This window comes from Methylobacillus sp. MM3 (assembly GCF_001645185.1).
Taxonomy (GTDB): Bacteria; Pseudomonadota; Gammaproteobacteria; order Burkholderiales; family Methylophilaceae; genus MM2.
The window spans coordinates 233601-248903 of the sequence record NZ_LXTQ01000020.1 but is presented as its reverse complement, the minus strand read 5'-3'; the positions used below and the strand labels follow the sequence as shown (position 1 = coordinate 248903).

18 protein-coding genes are annotated in these 15303 nt (G+C 58.1%); 7 read left to right on the top strand and 11 right to left on the bottom strand.

Features of this window, described 5'->3' with window-relative positions:
- Positions 1-2: 2 nt before the first annotated feature.
- Genes A7976_RS08075 through A7976_RS08065 form a run of 3 tightly spaced genes read right to left on the bottom strand, consistent with a single transcriptional unit; the run spans position 3 to position 3173 of the window.
- Positions 3-1355: a sigma-54 dependent transcriptional regulator gene (locus tag A7976_RS08075; RefSeq protein WP_067109865.1), complete on the bottom strand. Its 1353-nt coding sequence runs from the start codon at positions 1353-1355 to the stop codon at positions 3-5.
- The gene (locus A7976_RS08070) at positions 1348-2949 is read right to left on the bottom strand and encodes a PAS domain-containing sensor histidine kinase (protein ID WP_067109862.1); all 1602 of its coding nucleotides are present in this window, start codon (positions 2947-2949) and stop codon (positions 1348-1350) included. The genes A7976_RS08075 and A7976_RS08070 overlap by 8 nt, the downstream gene beginning before the upstream one ends.
- The gene (locus A7976_RS08065) at positions 2946-3173 is read right to left on the bottom strand and encodes a PP0621 family protein (protein ID WP_082878045.1); all 228 of its coding nucleotides are present in this window, start codon (positions 3171-3173) and stop codon (positions 2946-2948) included. The genes A7976_RS08070 and A7976_RS08065 overlap by 4 nt, the downstream gene beginning before the upstream one ends.
- A gap of 117 nt (positions 3174-3290) precedes the next feature.
- Here A7976_RS08065 and A7976_RS08060 point away from each other — a divergent pair, with 117 nt between their 5' ends.
- Genes A7976_RS08060 through A7976_RS08045 form a run of 4 tightly spaced genes read left to right on the top strand, consistent with a single transcriptional unit; the run spans position 3291 to position 5058 of the window.
- Positions 3291-3854 carry an RNA polymerase sigma factor gene (locus tag A7976_RS08060; RefSeq protein WP_067109859.1) on the top strand — a complete coding sequence of 188 codons (564 nt, stop codon included), beginning with the start codon at positions 3291-3293 and terminating at the stop codon, positions 3852-3854.
- Positions 3851-4234 (top strand): DUF3619 family protein, encoded by a 384-nt coding sequence (locus tag A7976_RS08055; RefSeq protein ID WP_067109856.1) that lies wholly within the window; start codon positions 3851-3853, stop codon positions 4232-4234. The genes A7976_RS08060 and A7976_RS08055 overlap by 4 nt, the downstream gene beginning before the upstream one ends.
- Positions 4207-4647, top strand: coding sequence for a DUF3106 domain-containing protein (locus A7976_RS08050; protein WP_082878044.1), 441 nt, complete (start codon positions 4207-4209; stop codon positions 4645-4647). The genes A7976_RS08055 and A7976_RS08050 overlap by 28 nt, the downstream gene beginning before the upstream one ends.
- Before the next feature lie 3 nt (positions 4648-4650).
- Complete coding sequence (locus A7976_RS08045; protein WP_067109854.1) at positions 4651-5058, top strand: RDD family protein; 408 nt, start codon at positions 4651-4653, stop codon at positions 5056-5058.
- 4 nt (positions 5059-5062) lie between these two features.
- Here the strand turns inward: A7976_RS08045 and lptG are convergent, their stop codons facing one another.
- Both lptG and lptF read right to left on the bottom strand, forming a co-directional pair.
- The gene (lptG, locus tag A7976_RS08040) at positions 5063-6133 is read right to left on the bottom strand and encodes an LPS export ABC transporter permease LptG (RefSeq protein WP_067109852.1); all 1071 of its coding nucleotides are present in this window, start codon (positions 6131-6133) and stop codon (positions 5063-5065) included.
- Positions 6130-7215, bottom strand: coding sequence for an LPS export ABC transporter permease LptF (lptF, locus tag A7976_RS08035; RefSeq protein ID WP_067109849.1), 1086 nt, complete (start codon positions 7213-7215; stop codon positions 6130-6132). The genes lptG and lptF overlap by 4 nt, the downstream gene beginning before the upstream one ends.
- Positions 7216-7280: 65 nt before the next feature.
- Here lptF and A7976_RS08030 point away from each other — a divergent pair, with 65 nt between their 5' ends.
- The 3 genes from A7976_RS08030 to A7976_RS08020 are packed head-to-tail and all read left to right on the top strand — an operon-like array spanning position 7281 to position 9635.
- Positions 7281-8774: a leucyl aminopeptidase gene (locus A7976_RS08030; protein ID WP_067109846.1), complete on the top strand. Its 1494-nt coding sequence runs from the start codon at positions 7281-7283 to the stop codon at positions 8772-8774.
- Between the two features lie 7 nt (positions 8775-8781).
- The gene (locus tag A7976_RS08025) at positions 8782-9204 is read left to right on the top strand and encodes a DNA polymerase III subunit chi (RefSeq protein WP_067109843.1); all 423 of its coding nucleotides are present in this window, start codon (positions 8782-8784) and stop codon (positions 9202-9204) included.
- Positions 9204-9635 (top strand): hypothetical protein, encoded by a 432-nt coding sequence (locus A7976_RS08020; RefSeq protein WP_067109841.1) that lies wholly within the window; start codon positions 9204-9206, stop codon positions 9633-9635. Before A7976_RS08025 ends, A7976_RS08020 begins: the two co-directional genes overlap by 1 nt.
- Here A7976_RS08020 and A7976_RS08015 read toward each other — a convergent pair.
- From A7976_RS08015 to A7976_RS07990, 6 genes are all read right to left on the bottom strand, one after another.
- Positions 9632-10873 (bottom strand): dicarboxylate/amino acid:cation symporter, encoded by a 1242-nt coding sequence (locus A7976_RS08015; RefSeq protein WP_067109838.1) that lies wholly within the window; start codon positions 10871-10873, stop codon positions 9632-9634. The genes A7976_RS08020 and A7976_RS08015 overlap by 4 nt on opposite strands.
- 16 nt (positions 10874-10889) lie before the next feature.
- Positions 10890-11405: a MarR family winged helix-turn-helix transcriptional regulator gene (locus tag A7976_RS08010; RefSeq protein WP_205633479.1), complete on the bottom strand. Its 516-nt coding sequence runs from the start codon at positions 11403-11405 to the stop codon at positions 10890-10892.
- A gap of 6 nt (positions 11406-11411) precedes the next feature.
- Positions 11412-12089 (bottom strand): hypothetical protein, encoded by a 678-nt coding sequence (locus tag A7976_RS08005; protein ID WP_067109835.1) that lies wholly within the window; start codon positions 12087-12089, stop codon positions 11412-11414.
- Between the two features lie 168 nt (positions 12090-12257).
- Positions 12258-13523: an RsmB/NOP family class I SAM-dependent RNA methyltransferase gene (locus A7976_RS08000; RefSeq protein ID WP_067109832.1), complete on the bottom strand. Its 1266-nt coding sequence runs from the start codon at positions 13521-13523 to the stop codon at positions 12258-12260.
- Positions 13524-13525: 2 nt separating this feature from the next.
- Positions 13526-14608 (bottom strand): DUF3108 domain-containing protein, encoded by a 1083-nt coding sequence (locus tag A7976_RS07995; protein ID WP_067109829.1) that lies wholly within the window; start codon positions 14606-14608, stop codon positions 13526-13528.
- Positions 14598-15281, bottom strand: a complete 684-nt coding sequence (locus A7976_RS07990) for a DUF3108 domain-containing protein (RefSeq protein WP_067109826.1) — start codon at positions 15279-15281, stop codon at positions 14598-14600. Before A7976_RS07990 ends, A7976_RS07995 begins: the two co-directional genes overlap by 11 nt.
- Positions 15282-15303: the final 22 nt, after the last annotated feature.

Genomic DNA, 15303 nt, shown 5'->3' with positions numbered 1-15303 from the left:
CGTTAATCCTTGCCGAGATTCAGTCTTTCGAGCCGGTAACGCAGGGTTCGAAAGCTGACGCCCAGTAATTTGGCTGCGGCCGTTTTGTTGTTGCCGGTTTTTTCGAGGGCATCGAGGATGATTTTCCGTTCTATGCTCTCGAGATACTCCGGTAGCGGAATTTCTCCATCGTGCGCGAACTCGACGTCTTCAACCGGAGACGCCGATGCCTCCAATAGCAAATCCCCGCTCTCGATAGCGCTGCCGTCGCACAAGGCCAAGGCCCGCTCGAGCACATTTTCCAGTTCGCGCACGTTGCCGGGAAAGCCATGCCGGATCAGAGCCATCGCCGCGGGTTCGGAAAGCCTGGGGATCGCTGTGCCGAGTTCCCGACAATGCTTCTCCAGTATGTTCGCGGCGAGCTGCGGGATATCTTCGGCCATCTCCCGCAACGGCGGCATCCTGAGCTCGATGACATTGAGCCGGTAATACAAGTCCTGCCGGAACAAGCCGTTTTCCATCATCTGCGACAAATTGCGATGCGTTGCGCTGATGATGCGCACATCCACGTTTTCCTCCTGCGTACTGCCGACCATGCGCACTTTCTTTTCCTGAATCGCGCGCAGCAGCTTCACCTGCATCGGCAACGGCAGGTCGGCGACTTCGTCCAGGAATAACGTCCCGCCGCTGGCGGCCTGAAAGAAACCTTCCCTGTCCTGCAAGGCGCCGGTGAAGGCACCTTTCTTGTACCCGAAGAACTCGCTTTCCATGAGATTCTCGGGAATTGCGCCGCAATTCACCGGCACGAAAGGCCCTTCGCACCGCACGCTATTGGCGTGAATCAGCCGCGCCGCGAGTTCCTTGCCGCTGCCGGATTCACCGCTGATGTAAACGGGTGCCTGGCTGCGCGCCAGCTTGTCTATCATTTGGCGCGCCTGCCGGATAGGCGCGGAGTCGCCGATCAGGGCAAGCCCGGCCGTTCTGGGTTCGGCACGCTCCGACAGCTTGAGCGCCGACTGCACCAACGGCCGCAACTGCTTGAGCGAAATGGGCTTGGAAAGATAATCGAACGCGCCTGCCTTGAGCGCGGCGACCGCGTTTTCCGCGCTGCCGTAAGCGGTGATGACGGCGACCGGCATGCCCGGCCGGTGCTGGAAAATGTGACGCATCAACTCCAGACCGTCGCCATCCGGCAGGCGCATGTCGGTGAGACAGAGCGCGAACTCCCGCTGCTCCAGCTTCCGCTGCGCTTCGGCAACATCCGACGCGCATTCGACGGACAGCCCCATCCGTTCGAGCGTCAGCACCAGCAGCTCGCGGATATCGGCTTCGTCGTCTACGACCAGGCAAGAGGCCGTTGCGGGGAAATCAGGCATGTTGTCTCTTCAAATAGATAATAAATCGCGCTCCGACCCGAGATTCTACATAATCCAGCATCGCACCGTTGGCCTCGCATAGTTCTCGCGCCACATAGAGGCCGAGGCCGGTACCGCTGGCTTCGGTGGTAAAAAACGGCTCGAACAGGTGCGCCCGAGCTTCCGGCGACAAGCCGTCGCCGTCGTCCGACACTTCAAGTTCCAGCCGCGATGGGCGCACCCCTTCGCGCAAGCGCACTTTCAGGCTGCCGGCCTGCTTTTGTCCATGACGCCAGCCGTTGCGGCAAAGATTCCATAATATTTGGTGCAAATGGTGGCGATCGAACAGCGTGGCCAATTCGCCGCTTTCGGATTCGATTGCAAAACATTCCGGCGGGATCTTTTCGATTCGGCAAAAATGCTCATGGAACTCATCCAGAAAATCTCCCAGGCTGATGGTTTCCTGGCGGCTACGGTCGCGCCTGCTCAACTGCAGCACGTCCTTCACCATGTGATCCAGCCGATGCACATTGTCGTCGATGATCTGCAGCAGGCGAAGGTAGGTGGGGTCGGCGTTTTCCTCCTCCTGCAACAGCTGGTTTGCGTGGCTGATTGCGCTCAGCGGATTGCGGATTTCATGTGCGATATTGGCCGTCAAACGGCCGAGCGCCGCGAGTTTAAGCTGGCGCGCCTGCTCCTGCACGCGGCTCCAGTCCTCAATGAATATCACGGCGCCGCGCTTGCGGTCGGCGCCGACCGGCAAAAAACGCAACGACAGCTCCTTGCCATTGGCCGAGAATTTCTGGTCGCCGGCCGCGTTGCCGCGCGCCCATTCCGAGTATAGCTGCGCGATACCCGGCGCAAAGGTATCCAGCGATGACTCCTTCCAGTTGCCGGCGCTGACGCCCAGCAGGCTCTCAACGCGCAAATTGTGATGACGGAGACGCAAATCCTGATCGACCACCATCACCCCATCCTGCATGTCGCGAATGACCAACTGGTTGATTTGCGCCAGGTTTTCCAGGTCGATGCCGCGCTGCGAAGCAAGCTCCTCGCTCTGCTGGGTGCGCTTGGCAAAGGTGTGCGCCAGCCATGCCGTTGCAAAACAGCTTAGCCCCAGCATCACCGCGTGACTGTAATCGCCGAAGCTCTCGCTCCCGGTCAGCATCCGCCAGCTTTGCTCCAGCAACAGGGCAATACTGGCCACGGCCGCATAGAACAACGCAAGCCGTCCCTGGCTGATCAGGCTCGCACCGGCAATCGCCACCACCAGCAGCAATCCGAGGCCGCTCTTCACCCCTCCGCTGACATGCATCAGCAAGACGATGAACAGAATATCGCCCATGGCCTGCAAAGTCAGTTGCCGATTGAAACGCGGCCAGCGGACGGCTGCCAATACACTCATCAGCACGGCAAAGCCGGCATAGCTGAACGCCGAATTCAGGTAGAAAGGGCTGTCGTAGTCACGCCACCAATCGCGCTCACCAAGCAGAAAATAGGTGCCAAAAAGCAGAACGGCAATGATCAGCCGGTAAAAGCCGAAGTAGCGCATCGTTCGCCAGTAGGCGTCGGAATGCGGCAAAGGCGGCTCGGCAACGAGGACGGGTAGCTTCATTGCTCCGCTTTATCGCTGTGTTCCTTGCAGCAAAAATAGGCGCCTTTTTTCAGGATGCTTTCGTTCTTGGGGAGATGTACGCCACACTCCTTGCAGGAAACCATGTCTTGCGACTCGAACTTTCCCGACTGCCGCGGCCTTGTGCCGATGCCGCGACGGTATTGCTTGAGCAGCAGCAGAACCATCCAGATGGCCAGAGCCAGTAACAGTAATTTACCCAACATGGTGAGGCTCCCGAGGTGAAAGGCCGATTGTAACGAAAAGCCAGTCACGCAACAAAAATCAACCTGTTATACTCGGCGGAACAGGGACCAAGACTGTCCTTCCAGTTTCTCAAAAGAATGGCCAACTCTCAGGAATTATCCGATTTTCTTTCAGAGGTCGAGCGGCGCGCCTACAAACAGGCCGTATATGCAGTCCGCAACGACCACATGGCGCTCGATATCGTGCAGGATTCCATGCTCAAGCTGGCGGAAAAGTATGCGCAACGGCCTGCGGATGAGTTTCCGATGCTGTTTCAGCGGATTTTGCAAAATACCATTCGCGATCATTTCCGCCGCCAGAAGGTCCGCAATCTCTGGACTACCTTGTTTTCTTCATTTTCATCCGGCGATGACGAAGATGACCGCGATCCGCTAGAAACCCTGAGCTCGATCGAAGACGAGGGTGCCGACGACCCGCAGAAGCAGGTGGAGCGCGCCCAAACGCTTGCTATAATCGAAAGCGCCTTACAAAAACTGCCAGGCCGTCAACGCGAAGCCTTTGTGTTGCGTTACTGGGAAGATATGGATGTAGCGGAAACGGCAAAAATAATGGGATGTTCCGAGGGTAGCGTCAAGACGCATTGCTCACGGGCAGTGCATGCATTGGCGGCGGTGCTCGGGAAGAAAGGAATACGGCTATGACGCGCGAACAGGACACAGCAAAGAAAATTGTCGACGTATTGAATTATGGCGTATCGGAGCTGGATCAGCAGACCTCCGAAAGATTGCTTGCGGCTCGACGCAAAGCGGTCGCCGCGATGGCTCAGCCTGCCTATGTCGCCCACGCGGAAACCAATCTCGCCGGCGTGGGCCGCTATATCAGCGAACATTTGCATGGGCATCATGCCTGGATGCCCACGGCGCTCGTGATTTCGGCGGCACTCCTGGTGCTGGTCGTCTTGCAACAAAATTATTCGGAGCCGGTTGAAGCGGACGCATTGCTGCTCGCTTCCGACCTGCCGCCCGAAGCTTATGTGGACAAGGGGTTTGATGCATGGTTAGAAAATACCTCGCGGCGCTAATAGCGATTGCCGCCTTGTGGGCGGTACAAGCGCATGCCGCACAGGGAGGCGATCCGAACTGGGCGCAACTGAGCGAAGATCAGAAACAGGTATTGTCGCCTCTGGCCGAAGAATGGGACGCCTTGCGCCCCTGGCAGCGCGAGCGCATGCTCGATATCGCACGCGACTACCCAAAAATGAATCCGCAGCAACAGCAGCGCGTCCAGCAGCGGCTCGACAACTGGAGCCGCATGACGCCGTACGAACGTGAAAACGCCCGCAAGAAATATCAGCAGTTTGAATCCCTGCCCCAGGAAAAGCAGGATGAGTTGCGGAAAAAGTGGCGCGAATACCAGCGCCTGCCTGAAACCGAGCGTCAGAAACTCCGCAATAACCGCCCGGAACCCGCTCCCGAAGACGATTTCGGCAATTAGCGTTTGGAAACGCCCGGATTCCTGCGCCGGCTCGGCGGCGTGCTATATGAATCGCTGACCGTCATCGCCTTGTGGATGCTGGCATCGGCCCTCGTAACCTCGGCTTTCGACAACGCAACGCACGGCTTTGTCCGCTGGCTCCTTCAAGGCGCTTCCCTGCTGACGATTTCCGGGTATTTTCTCTGGTGCTGGACACATGGCGGGCAAACACTGGCCATGAAAACCTGGCGCATTCGGGTGCTGACAAAAAGCGGTGCGCCGCTCACTTTCTTTCAAGCCTTGCAGCGCCTGTTTCTGGCTATTGCCGGCCTGTTGGCGGGCGGGATAGGCTTCTGGTGGGCACTGCTGGATAAGGATGGCCAGTTCCTGCACGACCGGATAGCCGGAACACGGCTGGTATTACTGAAATAGGCTCTTAACGCCGCTCATTCCATAACAGCATCCCCACTCCTGCGACCAGGAAAAGCAGGGTTGGCACCGTGGCACTGACAGACGGCGGCCAATCGTTCAGCAAGCCGAGATGCACAAATAGCCGGTTAAGCACCTGATAGCTGATGCCCAGCATGATGCCCATGGAGATTTTGGCGCTAATGCCCCCCGCGCGTTGCTGCAGGAAACCGAACGGAAGCGCCAGCACCACCATCACAATGCATGCCACCGGATACACCATCTTCGACCACAAGGCGATCTGATGACGGGTCGTCTTCTGGTGATTCTGGCTTAGATGCTGGATGTAGAAATACAGGTTCCAGGCGGACATCTTCTCCGGCACCACCAACAACACGCTCAGCAACTCAGGCTGGATCACCGATTGCCATTTGGCTTTGTCATAATATTGGGAGCGTATGCTCTTGTCGGCAAAGCCGGTTTGCGTAACTTCGTGCAGATTCCAGTGGCCGCCCACATAATTGGCGGTCTTGGCATTGCTGATCGTGCGCAGATGAAAATCCTGATCGAATTCGTAAATATGCACATTCAGCAGCCCGGCATCCGGCAGGACATCCTGAATATTGATAAAGCTATTGCCGTCCTTGACCCACATGCCGGAACGAAAATCCTGCGCCACGACAGAGTCGGTCGCCATGATGCGCATGCGCTGGGCGGACTTTTCACTCAAAGGCGCGATCAACTCCCCGCCGAGAAACGTCACCCCCGCGAACAGCAACCCCACGGCGACCAGCGGGCGCGCGAGTTGCAGCATCGAGATGCCGCTCGTGCGCAGCACCACCAGTTCCGAATTGCGCCCGAATTGCGCTAGCGCATACATGGTGCCGATCAGCACGGCCACCGGAACCACTTCATACACATGACCGGGAATGCTCAGCAGCACGAACAGCAGAATCTGCCCGAGCCCGTACGTGCCCTTGCCCAGACTTTCCAACTCCTGGATCAGGTCGAAGAATGCGAACAGCGCGAGCAGCGCCACCATCATCAGCACAACGCTGTAGACGATTTCCTGAAAAAGATAACGGCTGAAAAGCTTCATTTACGGAACAGATTGGGAATCAGCGGCAGCAGGAACAGCCGTCGATAAAATAGATAAACGATCAACGCAAGCACGATTCCGTGCACCGGCCACAGTCCGATGGCAGGGTGAATCTTGTCCTGCTGTACCCATGCCTGGCTGATGCTGAGCAGATTGTTATATATCACGTACACCAGCAGCGCCATGATCATGTTGGCCGAACGTCCTGCGCGCGGATCGACGAAGCTCATCGGAATCGCCAGTAAAACGAGCAGGAATGCGGAAATCGGCGTCGCCAGGCGCCACTGGAATTCTGCGCTGCTTTCTTTGGAACGTTCGCGCAGCAAGTCCTCGCTGGAACGCGTCTGGGTGCTGGGCGGCCGTTCCTGCACCTCGGCCGACTCGATACGGATCGCGTAGCGTTCGAACTCGGTTATCGAAAATTCCGGCGTATTCGGCTTGCCCTCATAACGTCGGCCATTCTGCATCACCAGGAAGTTATCGCCGTTTTCAGCCGTTTCGCGAAAACCTTTCTGCGCGACAATGATGCCCAGCTTCTGGTGCTGTATCGATTGCACGAACACGTTTTTCACCGTATTGCCCAACTCGTCAAAGCTTTCGACGAAATACACGCGGTCGGCATTTCGCGACTCCTTGAATACGCCGGGCGAAATTGCGGCCAGTTCGTCGCGCGCCTTGAGTTGGTCGGCGAACGCCTGCCCCTGGCCTGTCGCCCATGGCGAGACAAACAAACTGAGGATGCCGATCACGATAATCAGCGGCAAGGCAAACCACAACGCCGGGCGCACCCATGCAGCAAGCCCGAGGCCCGAAGTGAACCACACCACCATTTCACTGTCTCGATGCCAGCGTGTCAGAGTCAGCAGCACGCTAAGAAAAAGCGTCAATGTCAGCAATAATGGAAGATACTTGAGCAGACTGAAGCCCAGAAGCGCGTTGATGGCGTCACTGGCAAGGTTTCCGCGCGCTGCAATGCCCAAATAATGGGCGACGCGCTGGGCAAGCACGATCCCCACCAGCGTCATGAACGTGGCGAGCGCGGTGGAGTAGAGCTCCTGCGTCAAGGATCGTCTAAATATCATCCCGGGTTTGAATTCGCGTGGAAACGTTGGATAATCGGATAAATTTTACGGAAAGGGCTTCAGCAATGGAATTTAGCATAAAAAACGGCAACCCGGAGAAACAGCGTAACGCCTGCGTCATCGTCGGCGTGTACGAATCGCGCAAGCTATCCGCCGCCGCCGCCGCCATCGACCGTGCTTCCGACGGCTATCTGGGCAGCATCCTGCGCCGCGGCGACATGGAGGGCAAGCTGGGCAGCAGCCTGTTGCTGCACAATGTCCCCGGCACGCTATGCGACCGTGTATTGCTGATCGGTCTCGGCAAGGAGCGCGAATTCCGCGAGCGTGAATACCGCCGTGCCGTTGCTGCTTCCGTCAAGGCCCTCGACAATCACGGCGCCAACGATGCCGCCAGTTTCCTCGCCGAATTGCCGATCAAGAAACGCGATATCGGCTGGAAGATCGAACAGATGATCGAACTGACCATGGATTCGATTTATCGGTTCGCCCATCCGCAATGCAAAAAAGACGAAGAACGTCGCGGCGTCTACAAGCTGATCATCAATGTTCCGCAACGCAACGACCTGAAAAAAGGCGATGTGGCTCTCCAGCGCGGTCTCGCCATCGCCTCCGGCATCCGTCTCGCCAAGGATCTGGGCAATCTGCCCGGCAATATCTGCACTCCGTCCTACCTGGCCGAACAAGCCGCCGAATTGGGCAATCATTACGGCTTCAAGGTCGAAGTCCTTGAAAAAGCAGATATGGAAAAACTTGGCATGGGTTCTTTCCTCAGCGTTGCCAAGGGCAGCCGCCAGCCTCCCAAGCTCATTGTCCTGCATTACAACAAGGGTGAGACTGACCAGAAGCCCGTGGCGCTGGTCGGCAAGGGCATCACCTTCGACGCCGGCGGCATTTCGCTGAAACCGGCGGGCGACATGGACGAAATGAAATACGACATGTGCGGCGCGGCCAGCGTGCTCGGCACGTTCAAGGCCATCGCCGAGATGAACCTGCCGATCAACGCGGTCGGCGTCATCCCGACATGCGAAAACCTGCCGGACGGCAATGCCAACAAGCCGGGCGACATCGTCACCAGCATGTCCGGCCAGACCATTGAAATCCTGAACACCGATGCCGAAGGCCGCCTGATCCTGTGCGACGCACTCACCTATACCGAGCGCTTCGAACCCGAAGCCGTTGTGGACATCGCCACTCTGACCGGCGCCTGCGTGATTGCCCTCGGCCATCATGCAAGCGGTCTGTTCGGCAACTCCGACAATCTCATCAAGGAACTGCACAATGCCGGCGAAGACGCTTTTGATCGCGTCTGGCCGATGCCGACCTGGGACGACTACCAGGATCAGCTGAAGAGCAATTTCGCCGACATGGGCAATATCGGCGGCCGCGCGGGCGGAAGCATCACCGCCGCATGCTTCCTTTCCCGCTTCGCCAAGAAATTCGACTGGGCACATCTGGATATCGCCGGCACCGCCTGGAAGTCGGGCAAGGACAGGGGCGCGACAGGCCGCCCCGTTCCGCTGCTGACACATTTCCTGATGCAGCGTAGCGGCGAGCGCTAAACAGCCGATGACGCGCATCGATTTCTACTTCAATGTCACGGACAAGTTCCGGCAGGTGACGGAACTCGCGACCGATGCATTGAAAGAACGGCGGCGACTATTCATCTTTACGACGGACGCCGATGCGGCATCGATGCTCGAATCCGCCCTGTGGTCGCATCCACCCACCGGCTTTCTGCCGCATTGCCGCAGCAATCATCCTCTCGGCGCCGAAACGCCCATCGTCATCGATTGGCAGGGCCAGAATCTGCTACATGACGATATCCTGATCAACCTGACCCCGGAACATCCTCCGTTCTTCAGCCGTTTCCGGGAATTGATTGAGGTGGTCGGACTGGAAGAGGACGATCGAAGCACGGCGCGCACGCGCTTCCGCTTTTACCGTGAGCGCGGCTACGAAATCGAATCTTACGACGTGGCAGGTCAATAGTGGCTGACGAATCGGGTCCTAACCAGCAATTCGAGCAGGTGCTGAGCCGCCTGGATGCCCTCATGAAACGCGGCCAGGCGGGAGATACGGCAGGAGCCGCGCCCGAACCTTTGCCCGAGACGGCAAGAGACGAGGCGGCACCTGATTCATTTTCCGCTCCCGCGGACAGCGGCACACCCTTCGTGATCCTTGATGAACCCACGGAAATCCCGGTATTGACGGAAATCTACGAAGGCACCGTCCCGCCCGCGCAACCCGGTACTGGGGAGGAACTGGCGGACGCCGTCATCGATGCCCTGATGCCGCTGATGCTGGAAAACCTGGACATCATTGTCGCCGAGGAAGCAGCCCGCATGCAGCAGAACATTGCCGAACGCCTGCGCATAGAAATCGCCGAGGCGTTGCGCGCACGATTGCGCCAGCAGGACTAGCCGGCCGGTTCGCGCACCAGCTTCTGCACGATCATACTTCCGATCATGTCGTCCTCGACATTGACGGCAGTGCGGAAGGCATCCAACAGACGGTCGATCGGCAGCAGGATCGCGATGGCTTCGACCGGCAGCCCGACCGATTGCAACACCATCACCATCGTCACCATTCCCGCACTGGGAATACCCGGTGCGCCCATCGCGGCAATCATTGCCGTGAAAAAAACGACCAATTGCTGTACGCCGCTCAACTCGATTCCCGCCAGATTGGCGATAAACAACGCGGCAGCAGCCTCGTACAGTGCCGTGCCGTCCATATTGACGGTCGCGCCCAGCGGAATGACGAAAGAAGCGATATCGCGCTTCACGTGCAGGTTCTGCTCCGCGCAGCGCAACGAAACCGGCAATGTCGCCGAACTGGAACTGGTGGCAAACGCAGTCACCAGCGCTTCGCGCGAGCCGCGGAAAAAACGCAGCGGCGTCACTCCGGCCACCAGATACAGCAATAGCGGCAAGACCACCACGCCATGCAGCAGCGTGGTGCCGAGCACTACCATGATGAATTTTCCCAGCGTGGCTAGCAGTGTTACATCCTGGGTTGCCACCAGCCGTATCAGCAGGGCCATGATGCCGAACGGCGCCAGGCGCATGATCCAGCCCACCAGCATCAGCGACAGGTCCAGCAGCTCCTGCAGAAACTGCAGCACATTGCGGTAGCGCTCGCCGCCAACCACCAGCGCAATGCCGAGGATCAATCCGAATACCACCACCGCCAGCACATGACCCTCGGCTAGCGCGGTGACCGGATTCATGAACAACCCGTGCAGGAATTGGGCGAAGAACTCCGGCAGCGGCAATTGCTTCGCCTCATATCCCTGTATCGCCTCGCGGAACATTTCGAGATGCATTCCGCGGCCGGGCTCGAACAGGTTGGCGGCTCCGAGACCGAGCACGATGGCGATCGACATCGACAGTGCGAAAAACCCCAACGTCGCGACCCATACCCGATGCATCTGGCTATGCGCGCGCAGATTGGCGACGCCGACCGCGATGGAAGTGAACACCAGTGGGATTAGCACCATTTTCAGCAAATCGATGAACAGGTTGCCGACCAGGCCGGCCGCATACAGGCTGTGCTGCGTGACGGGCGCATTCTTGCCCGCGGCCGACAGCGCAAGCCCTGCGGCCACGCCGCCCATGGCGCCCAGCAGGATTTGTGTATTGAGGGAAGGAAACCTCATCAGGAGATGGAATCGCTCACATTTTTCCCAAAGGCTCGAAAGCGCCCTTGAGCTGCTTGTATTCGAGCTGAGCAACCAGTTGTTCGAGGCTTCCCTGCAACATCGCCAGACCGGCTGCATCCAGTTTCAGCAGCGCATCGCTCAATACGCCGCGATACGGCAACGGCGCCTTGTTCAGCACTTCCTCGCCCTGCGGCGTCAGGGTCAACAAGACCACGCGCCTGTCTTCATCGCTGCGATTGCGGGCGATGTAATTCTGGCTTTCCAGCTTTTCCAGCAGATTGCTGGCGGTGGATTGATGAATGGACATCGCCTTGGCCAGCTCGGTAACGGTGATGCGGGGCCGCCCGGAAATTTCTGCAAGCGCCCACAATTGCGCACCGCCTATGCCGGCTTTGCGCTCGACTTCGTGCGAATGGCGATTGACCGACTGAAAGATGACGCGAAACAGTTTGAGTACCGCGACAGGATCGGAGACCCCGCCGGGGTCGGCAGGCGGGGGATTATGTGAAGAAGTCCGGACGATACGCACCTGAGCTCATTTCTTTTTCGCGTTTTCCTGAATGCTCTCAATGACCTTGGCGGCCCATTCCTTGCCGCCGAGACCAAAGGCAATAGCCAGCGCAAGGAATACCGCGCCAACGACGATCACGAACAAGGCTGTCAGCAACTGGGTACCGATATTCAATTGCTCAAGCGCAACGAAAAGCACGAAGACCTGGACCAGATACTCGCTTGAAGTACTGACGGCCAGCGCACCTTCGAACTTGATGCTGTGCAGCCAGGCAAACACCAGGCGATTGATGAAGCGCGCAAGCAAGGTGCCGAAGATCAGCACCAGGATCGCGATGATGATGTGCGGCAGGTATCCGGCGAGGCCAACGAGTATGCCTGAGACTTCGGCCAATCCCAGCATGTTGGCGCCGGTGATCACGAACATCAGAATAACCAGCCAATAGACGATTTCACTGATGATGCCGGACAACGTCAGTTGCACATTGCCTTGTTGCAGGAAGGACTCCAGACCGGATTTCTGCGCAATCGAGTCGAAATGCGCAAAACTCAGCAACCGATGTACCCCGGCACGCGCGAGCCGCGCGATTCCCCAGCCAATGAAGAGAATGATGATGACGGCGAGGAGCTTGGGAACAAATGTCGCAATCTGAACCCAGAATTCGTTCAGGGAAGCGACGAAGATATCCAGTTGGTTCTGCATGAGGCAATATCTTTCAGCGTTAAGAAATAAAACAGGAATCCTGATTTTTCAAATAAAACAACAAGCTCAGGTTTTTCTCCGGCGTGCATGAACACGCCGGGGAGCTGTATATTCATACAAATGTTTTTAAGCGTCAAGCCGGGCAGATAGCCCGCTCGACGCCTCCGATCAGCTCTTGCGCGTCATTGCCACCGCGAAAAAACCGTCCGTACCGTGCTGCTGCGGCATCAGTTTGAGGTAGCCGCCGGTGTCCAGCGGGACTTGCTGCTGGGCCAGAATTTCGGCGGCATTGGCGAGTTCGAAGTCGGGGTGATTCGCCAGGAAAGCCTCCGCGATAGCCTCGTTTTCCTCACGCAGCAAACTGCACGTGGCGTACACCAGACGGCCGCCCGGTTTCACCAGCTTGGCAGCGCTTTGCAGAATGGACGCCTGCTTGGCAGTCAGCTCCTCGATATCCTGCGGCGTCTGACGCCATTTGAGATCGGGGTTGCGGCGCAGCGTGCCGAGACCGCTGCATGGGGCATCGACCAGAACGCGGTCGAACTTGCCGGCCAAACGCTTCAGCTTGGCGTCGCGTTCATTTGCGATCACCTGACTGTGAAGATTGGAGAGGCCGGAACGCTTGAGACGCTGTCCGAGATTGTGCAAACGTTTTTCCGATACGTCGAAGGCATAAAGGCGACCGGTATTGCGCATCAATGCGCCCAGCGCCAAGCTCTTGCCGCCTGCCCCCGCGCAGAAATCCGCCACCATTTCACCGCGGCGCGGCGCGACCAATTGCGCCAGCAACTGGCTGCCTTCGTCCTGCACCTCGATCTTGCCGTCCATGAACATCGGCTGGCGATTGAGGGTGATCTTGGATTGCAGACGGATACCGTAGGGCGACAAGGAGGTAGGCATGGCTTCTATCCTGTCCTTGGCAAATTGCTCCAGCACTTCCTCGCGCGTCGCCTTGACAGCGTTGACGCGCAGATCGAGCGGCGCTGCCAGATGCAGGCTGCGCGCGAGAGTGAGTGCTTCCTGCTCACCGTATTGTGCGACGAGCCGCTCCCACAGCCAGTCGGGAAGGTCGGCCTGGATCGCCAGCGGCAGGTTCTCCGTGGATTTGGCCTTGATCGCATGCGCCCATTCGGTTTGCTGCTTGTTGAGCAAGGGGCCGAGGTCGCGCAGGCTGATGCCCTGCAAACGCAACTGGGCTGCCAGCAGCAAGCGACGCGCATCGACGCCGTCTGCCAGATATTCGAGCAGCCGTTTGCGGCGCAATACCTGATATACCGATTCGGCAATGAATGCACGATCCTTGACGCCCAGCTTGGGGTTTTCGCGGAAATAAGCGCTCAGTTTGGCGTCGGCCGGGCCATGCGGTCCGAGTACCGTCGCCAGCGCCATGCCTGCCTGGCGCATCAAGGCTTCGTTGGGGAGTTGTTGTGTCATGGCTATTCCACTTGCAGGCGTGTCGCAATGCGCTCCAGCACCGTGCCGTCCTTTTCTGTTTTGCTGATTTTTACCGGGAGGTAATGATAATCTGCGGCGAGCCACAGGTCCGTTTTTTCTTCGCCGTCGCCGCTGCTTCTACCGATATGCAGGCAGCGCACCTCGCCGAACGGGGTTTGCAATATTTCTTCACCATCGAATCCATAGGCGTATGTTTTCAGCCGCTTGCCATTGGTAATGGCCAACTGCATTTCCTGTAGCGGCGGCACGAACATGAACTGATACATGAAACTCATCAGATCCTGCGCACCATCCGTCAATGGCACTTCCTGCCGGCGCGAACCGGTTTCCATCAAAAGCTTGCCCATTTCCCAATTGAAGGTAGCCCTTTGCTCCTTATTGGGATTCTTGCCGTAGCGATAGACAAAAGTCGCTGGCTTGAGCCCTTGCGAAGTCACAATGCCTTCACTCTTCTGAGTCAGGTCCGAAAGCGCCAGCGCCAAAAGACCTTTCGGTTCGGCAATGCTGGTGAGGCTATACCGGCCATCTTCCCCGGATAAGTAGCGATGCCGCTCCACGCCGGCCACATCCCCTTTGCGCAAAATCCGGTATTCGATTTCGACATGGCTCGGCAGTGCAGGCTGCGCTTCTTCCGGAGGTGGCAGCAGGCCGGTGCTTTCTTCTTCGACCGGGCTCATGGCGATGGGCGCCGGCTCTTCTCGCTCAGGCATGGGGACGACGGCAACCGGCGCTTCCTGCACTGGGGAAGGGAGTTCGGCGACCGGCTGCATAGCGGGAACCGACGGTTCAATCGGAAAAAGCGGCTCGGATGGAGGCGGTGGCTCCGGCGGCCTAGGTTTAACGGTAGGCGCCGGTTTAGCAGGGACGGGCTTGCTGGCGGCCGGCAGCGCAGTTTTCTGGAGCGGGGTCTTGGTCGGCAGCGGCGGAGCCAATGCGACCATGAGAGGAACGTCTACAGGCTTGTCCCATTCGAACCAGGATACGCGAGCAATAAGCGCCAGATGTACCAGCAGCGAAACCAGCAACGCCCAGAATAACGGGCGATAAATGCGTTTACTCCACATGCAGGCTGGTCAGCGTCTGCTCGATTTTGGCGCCGTTTTCGTCCTTCATGCTAATCCGCACCGGGATATGGTGCGCTTCGGCTCCCAGCCAAAGCTCCTTCTGGTCATCGTCCTGTTCAGCATTGACGAGGTGGATCGCCTTGTACTTTCCCGCCTCGCTATCGACCGCCACATCACGCTCCGCGACACGATACCTGTAAACGCGCATTTTCCGACCTGTCGTCACCGGCATAACGACCTCATCGCCTTGCGGCGGCTTGAACATGAACTGATAGGCAAAGCTCAGGATATCCTGCGCGCCTGCTTCCAGCGGGGCGCTATTGGTCTTGCCCTTGTATTTCATCGTCAGGGTCGCGGCAGCCCAATCGAAATCTGCCGATACGGCTTTTTTAGGCTGATCGCCCTGTTGCTGTTCGAAATGTGTCGGACGAAGACCTGCGGCTGTCACCTCGCCTTCGCTGTACAAGCGACGCTTGCCGAAAAGCGCATAAACGCCGATGCCTTGCGTGATGCTTTCAAGCTTGTAACGCTCGCCATCGCGGGTAAAGGTTTCGGTAACGTTGGCGAACGGTTGACCGTTGCGCGTGGCCTGATAAACCGCGGTCAATTGCTGCGGCGCAGCAATGGCGCTGTTGGCAACGAAAAGCATGACAAGGGCGAGCAAGCGTAGCATGGGGTTAAATCCTCCTAATCCA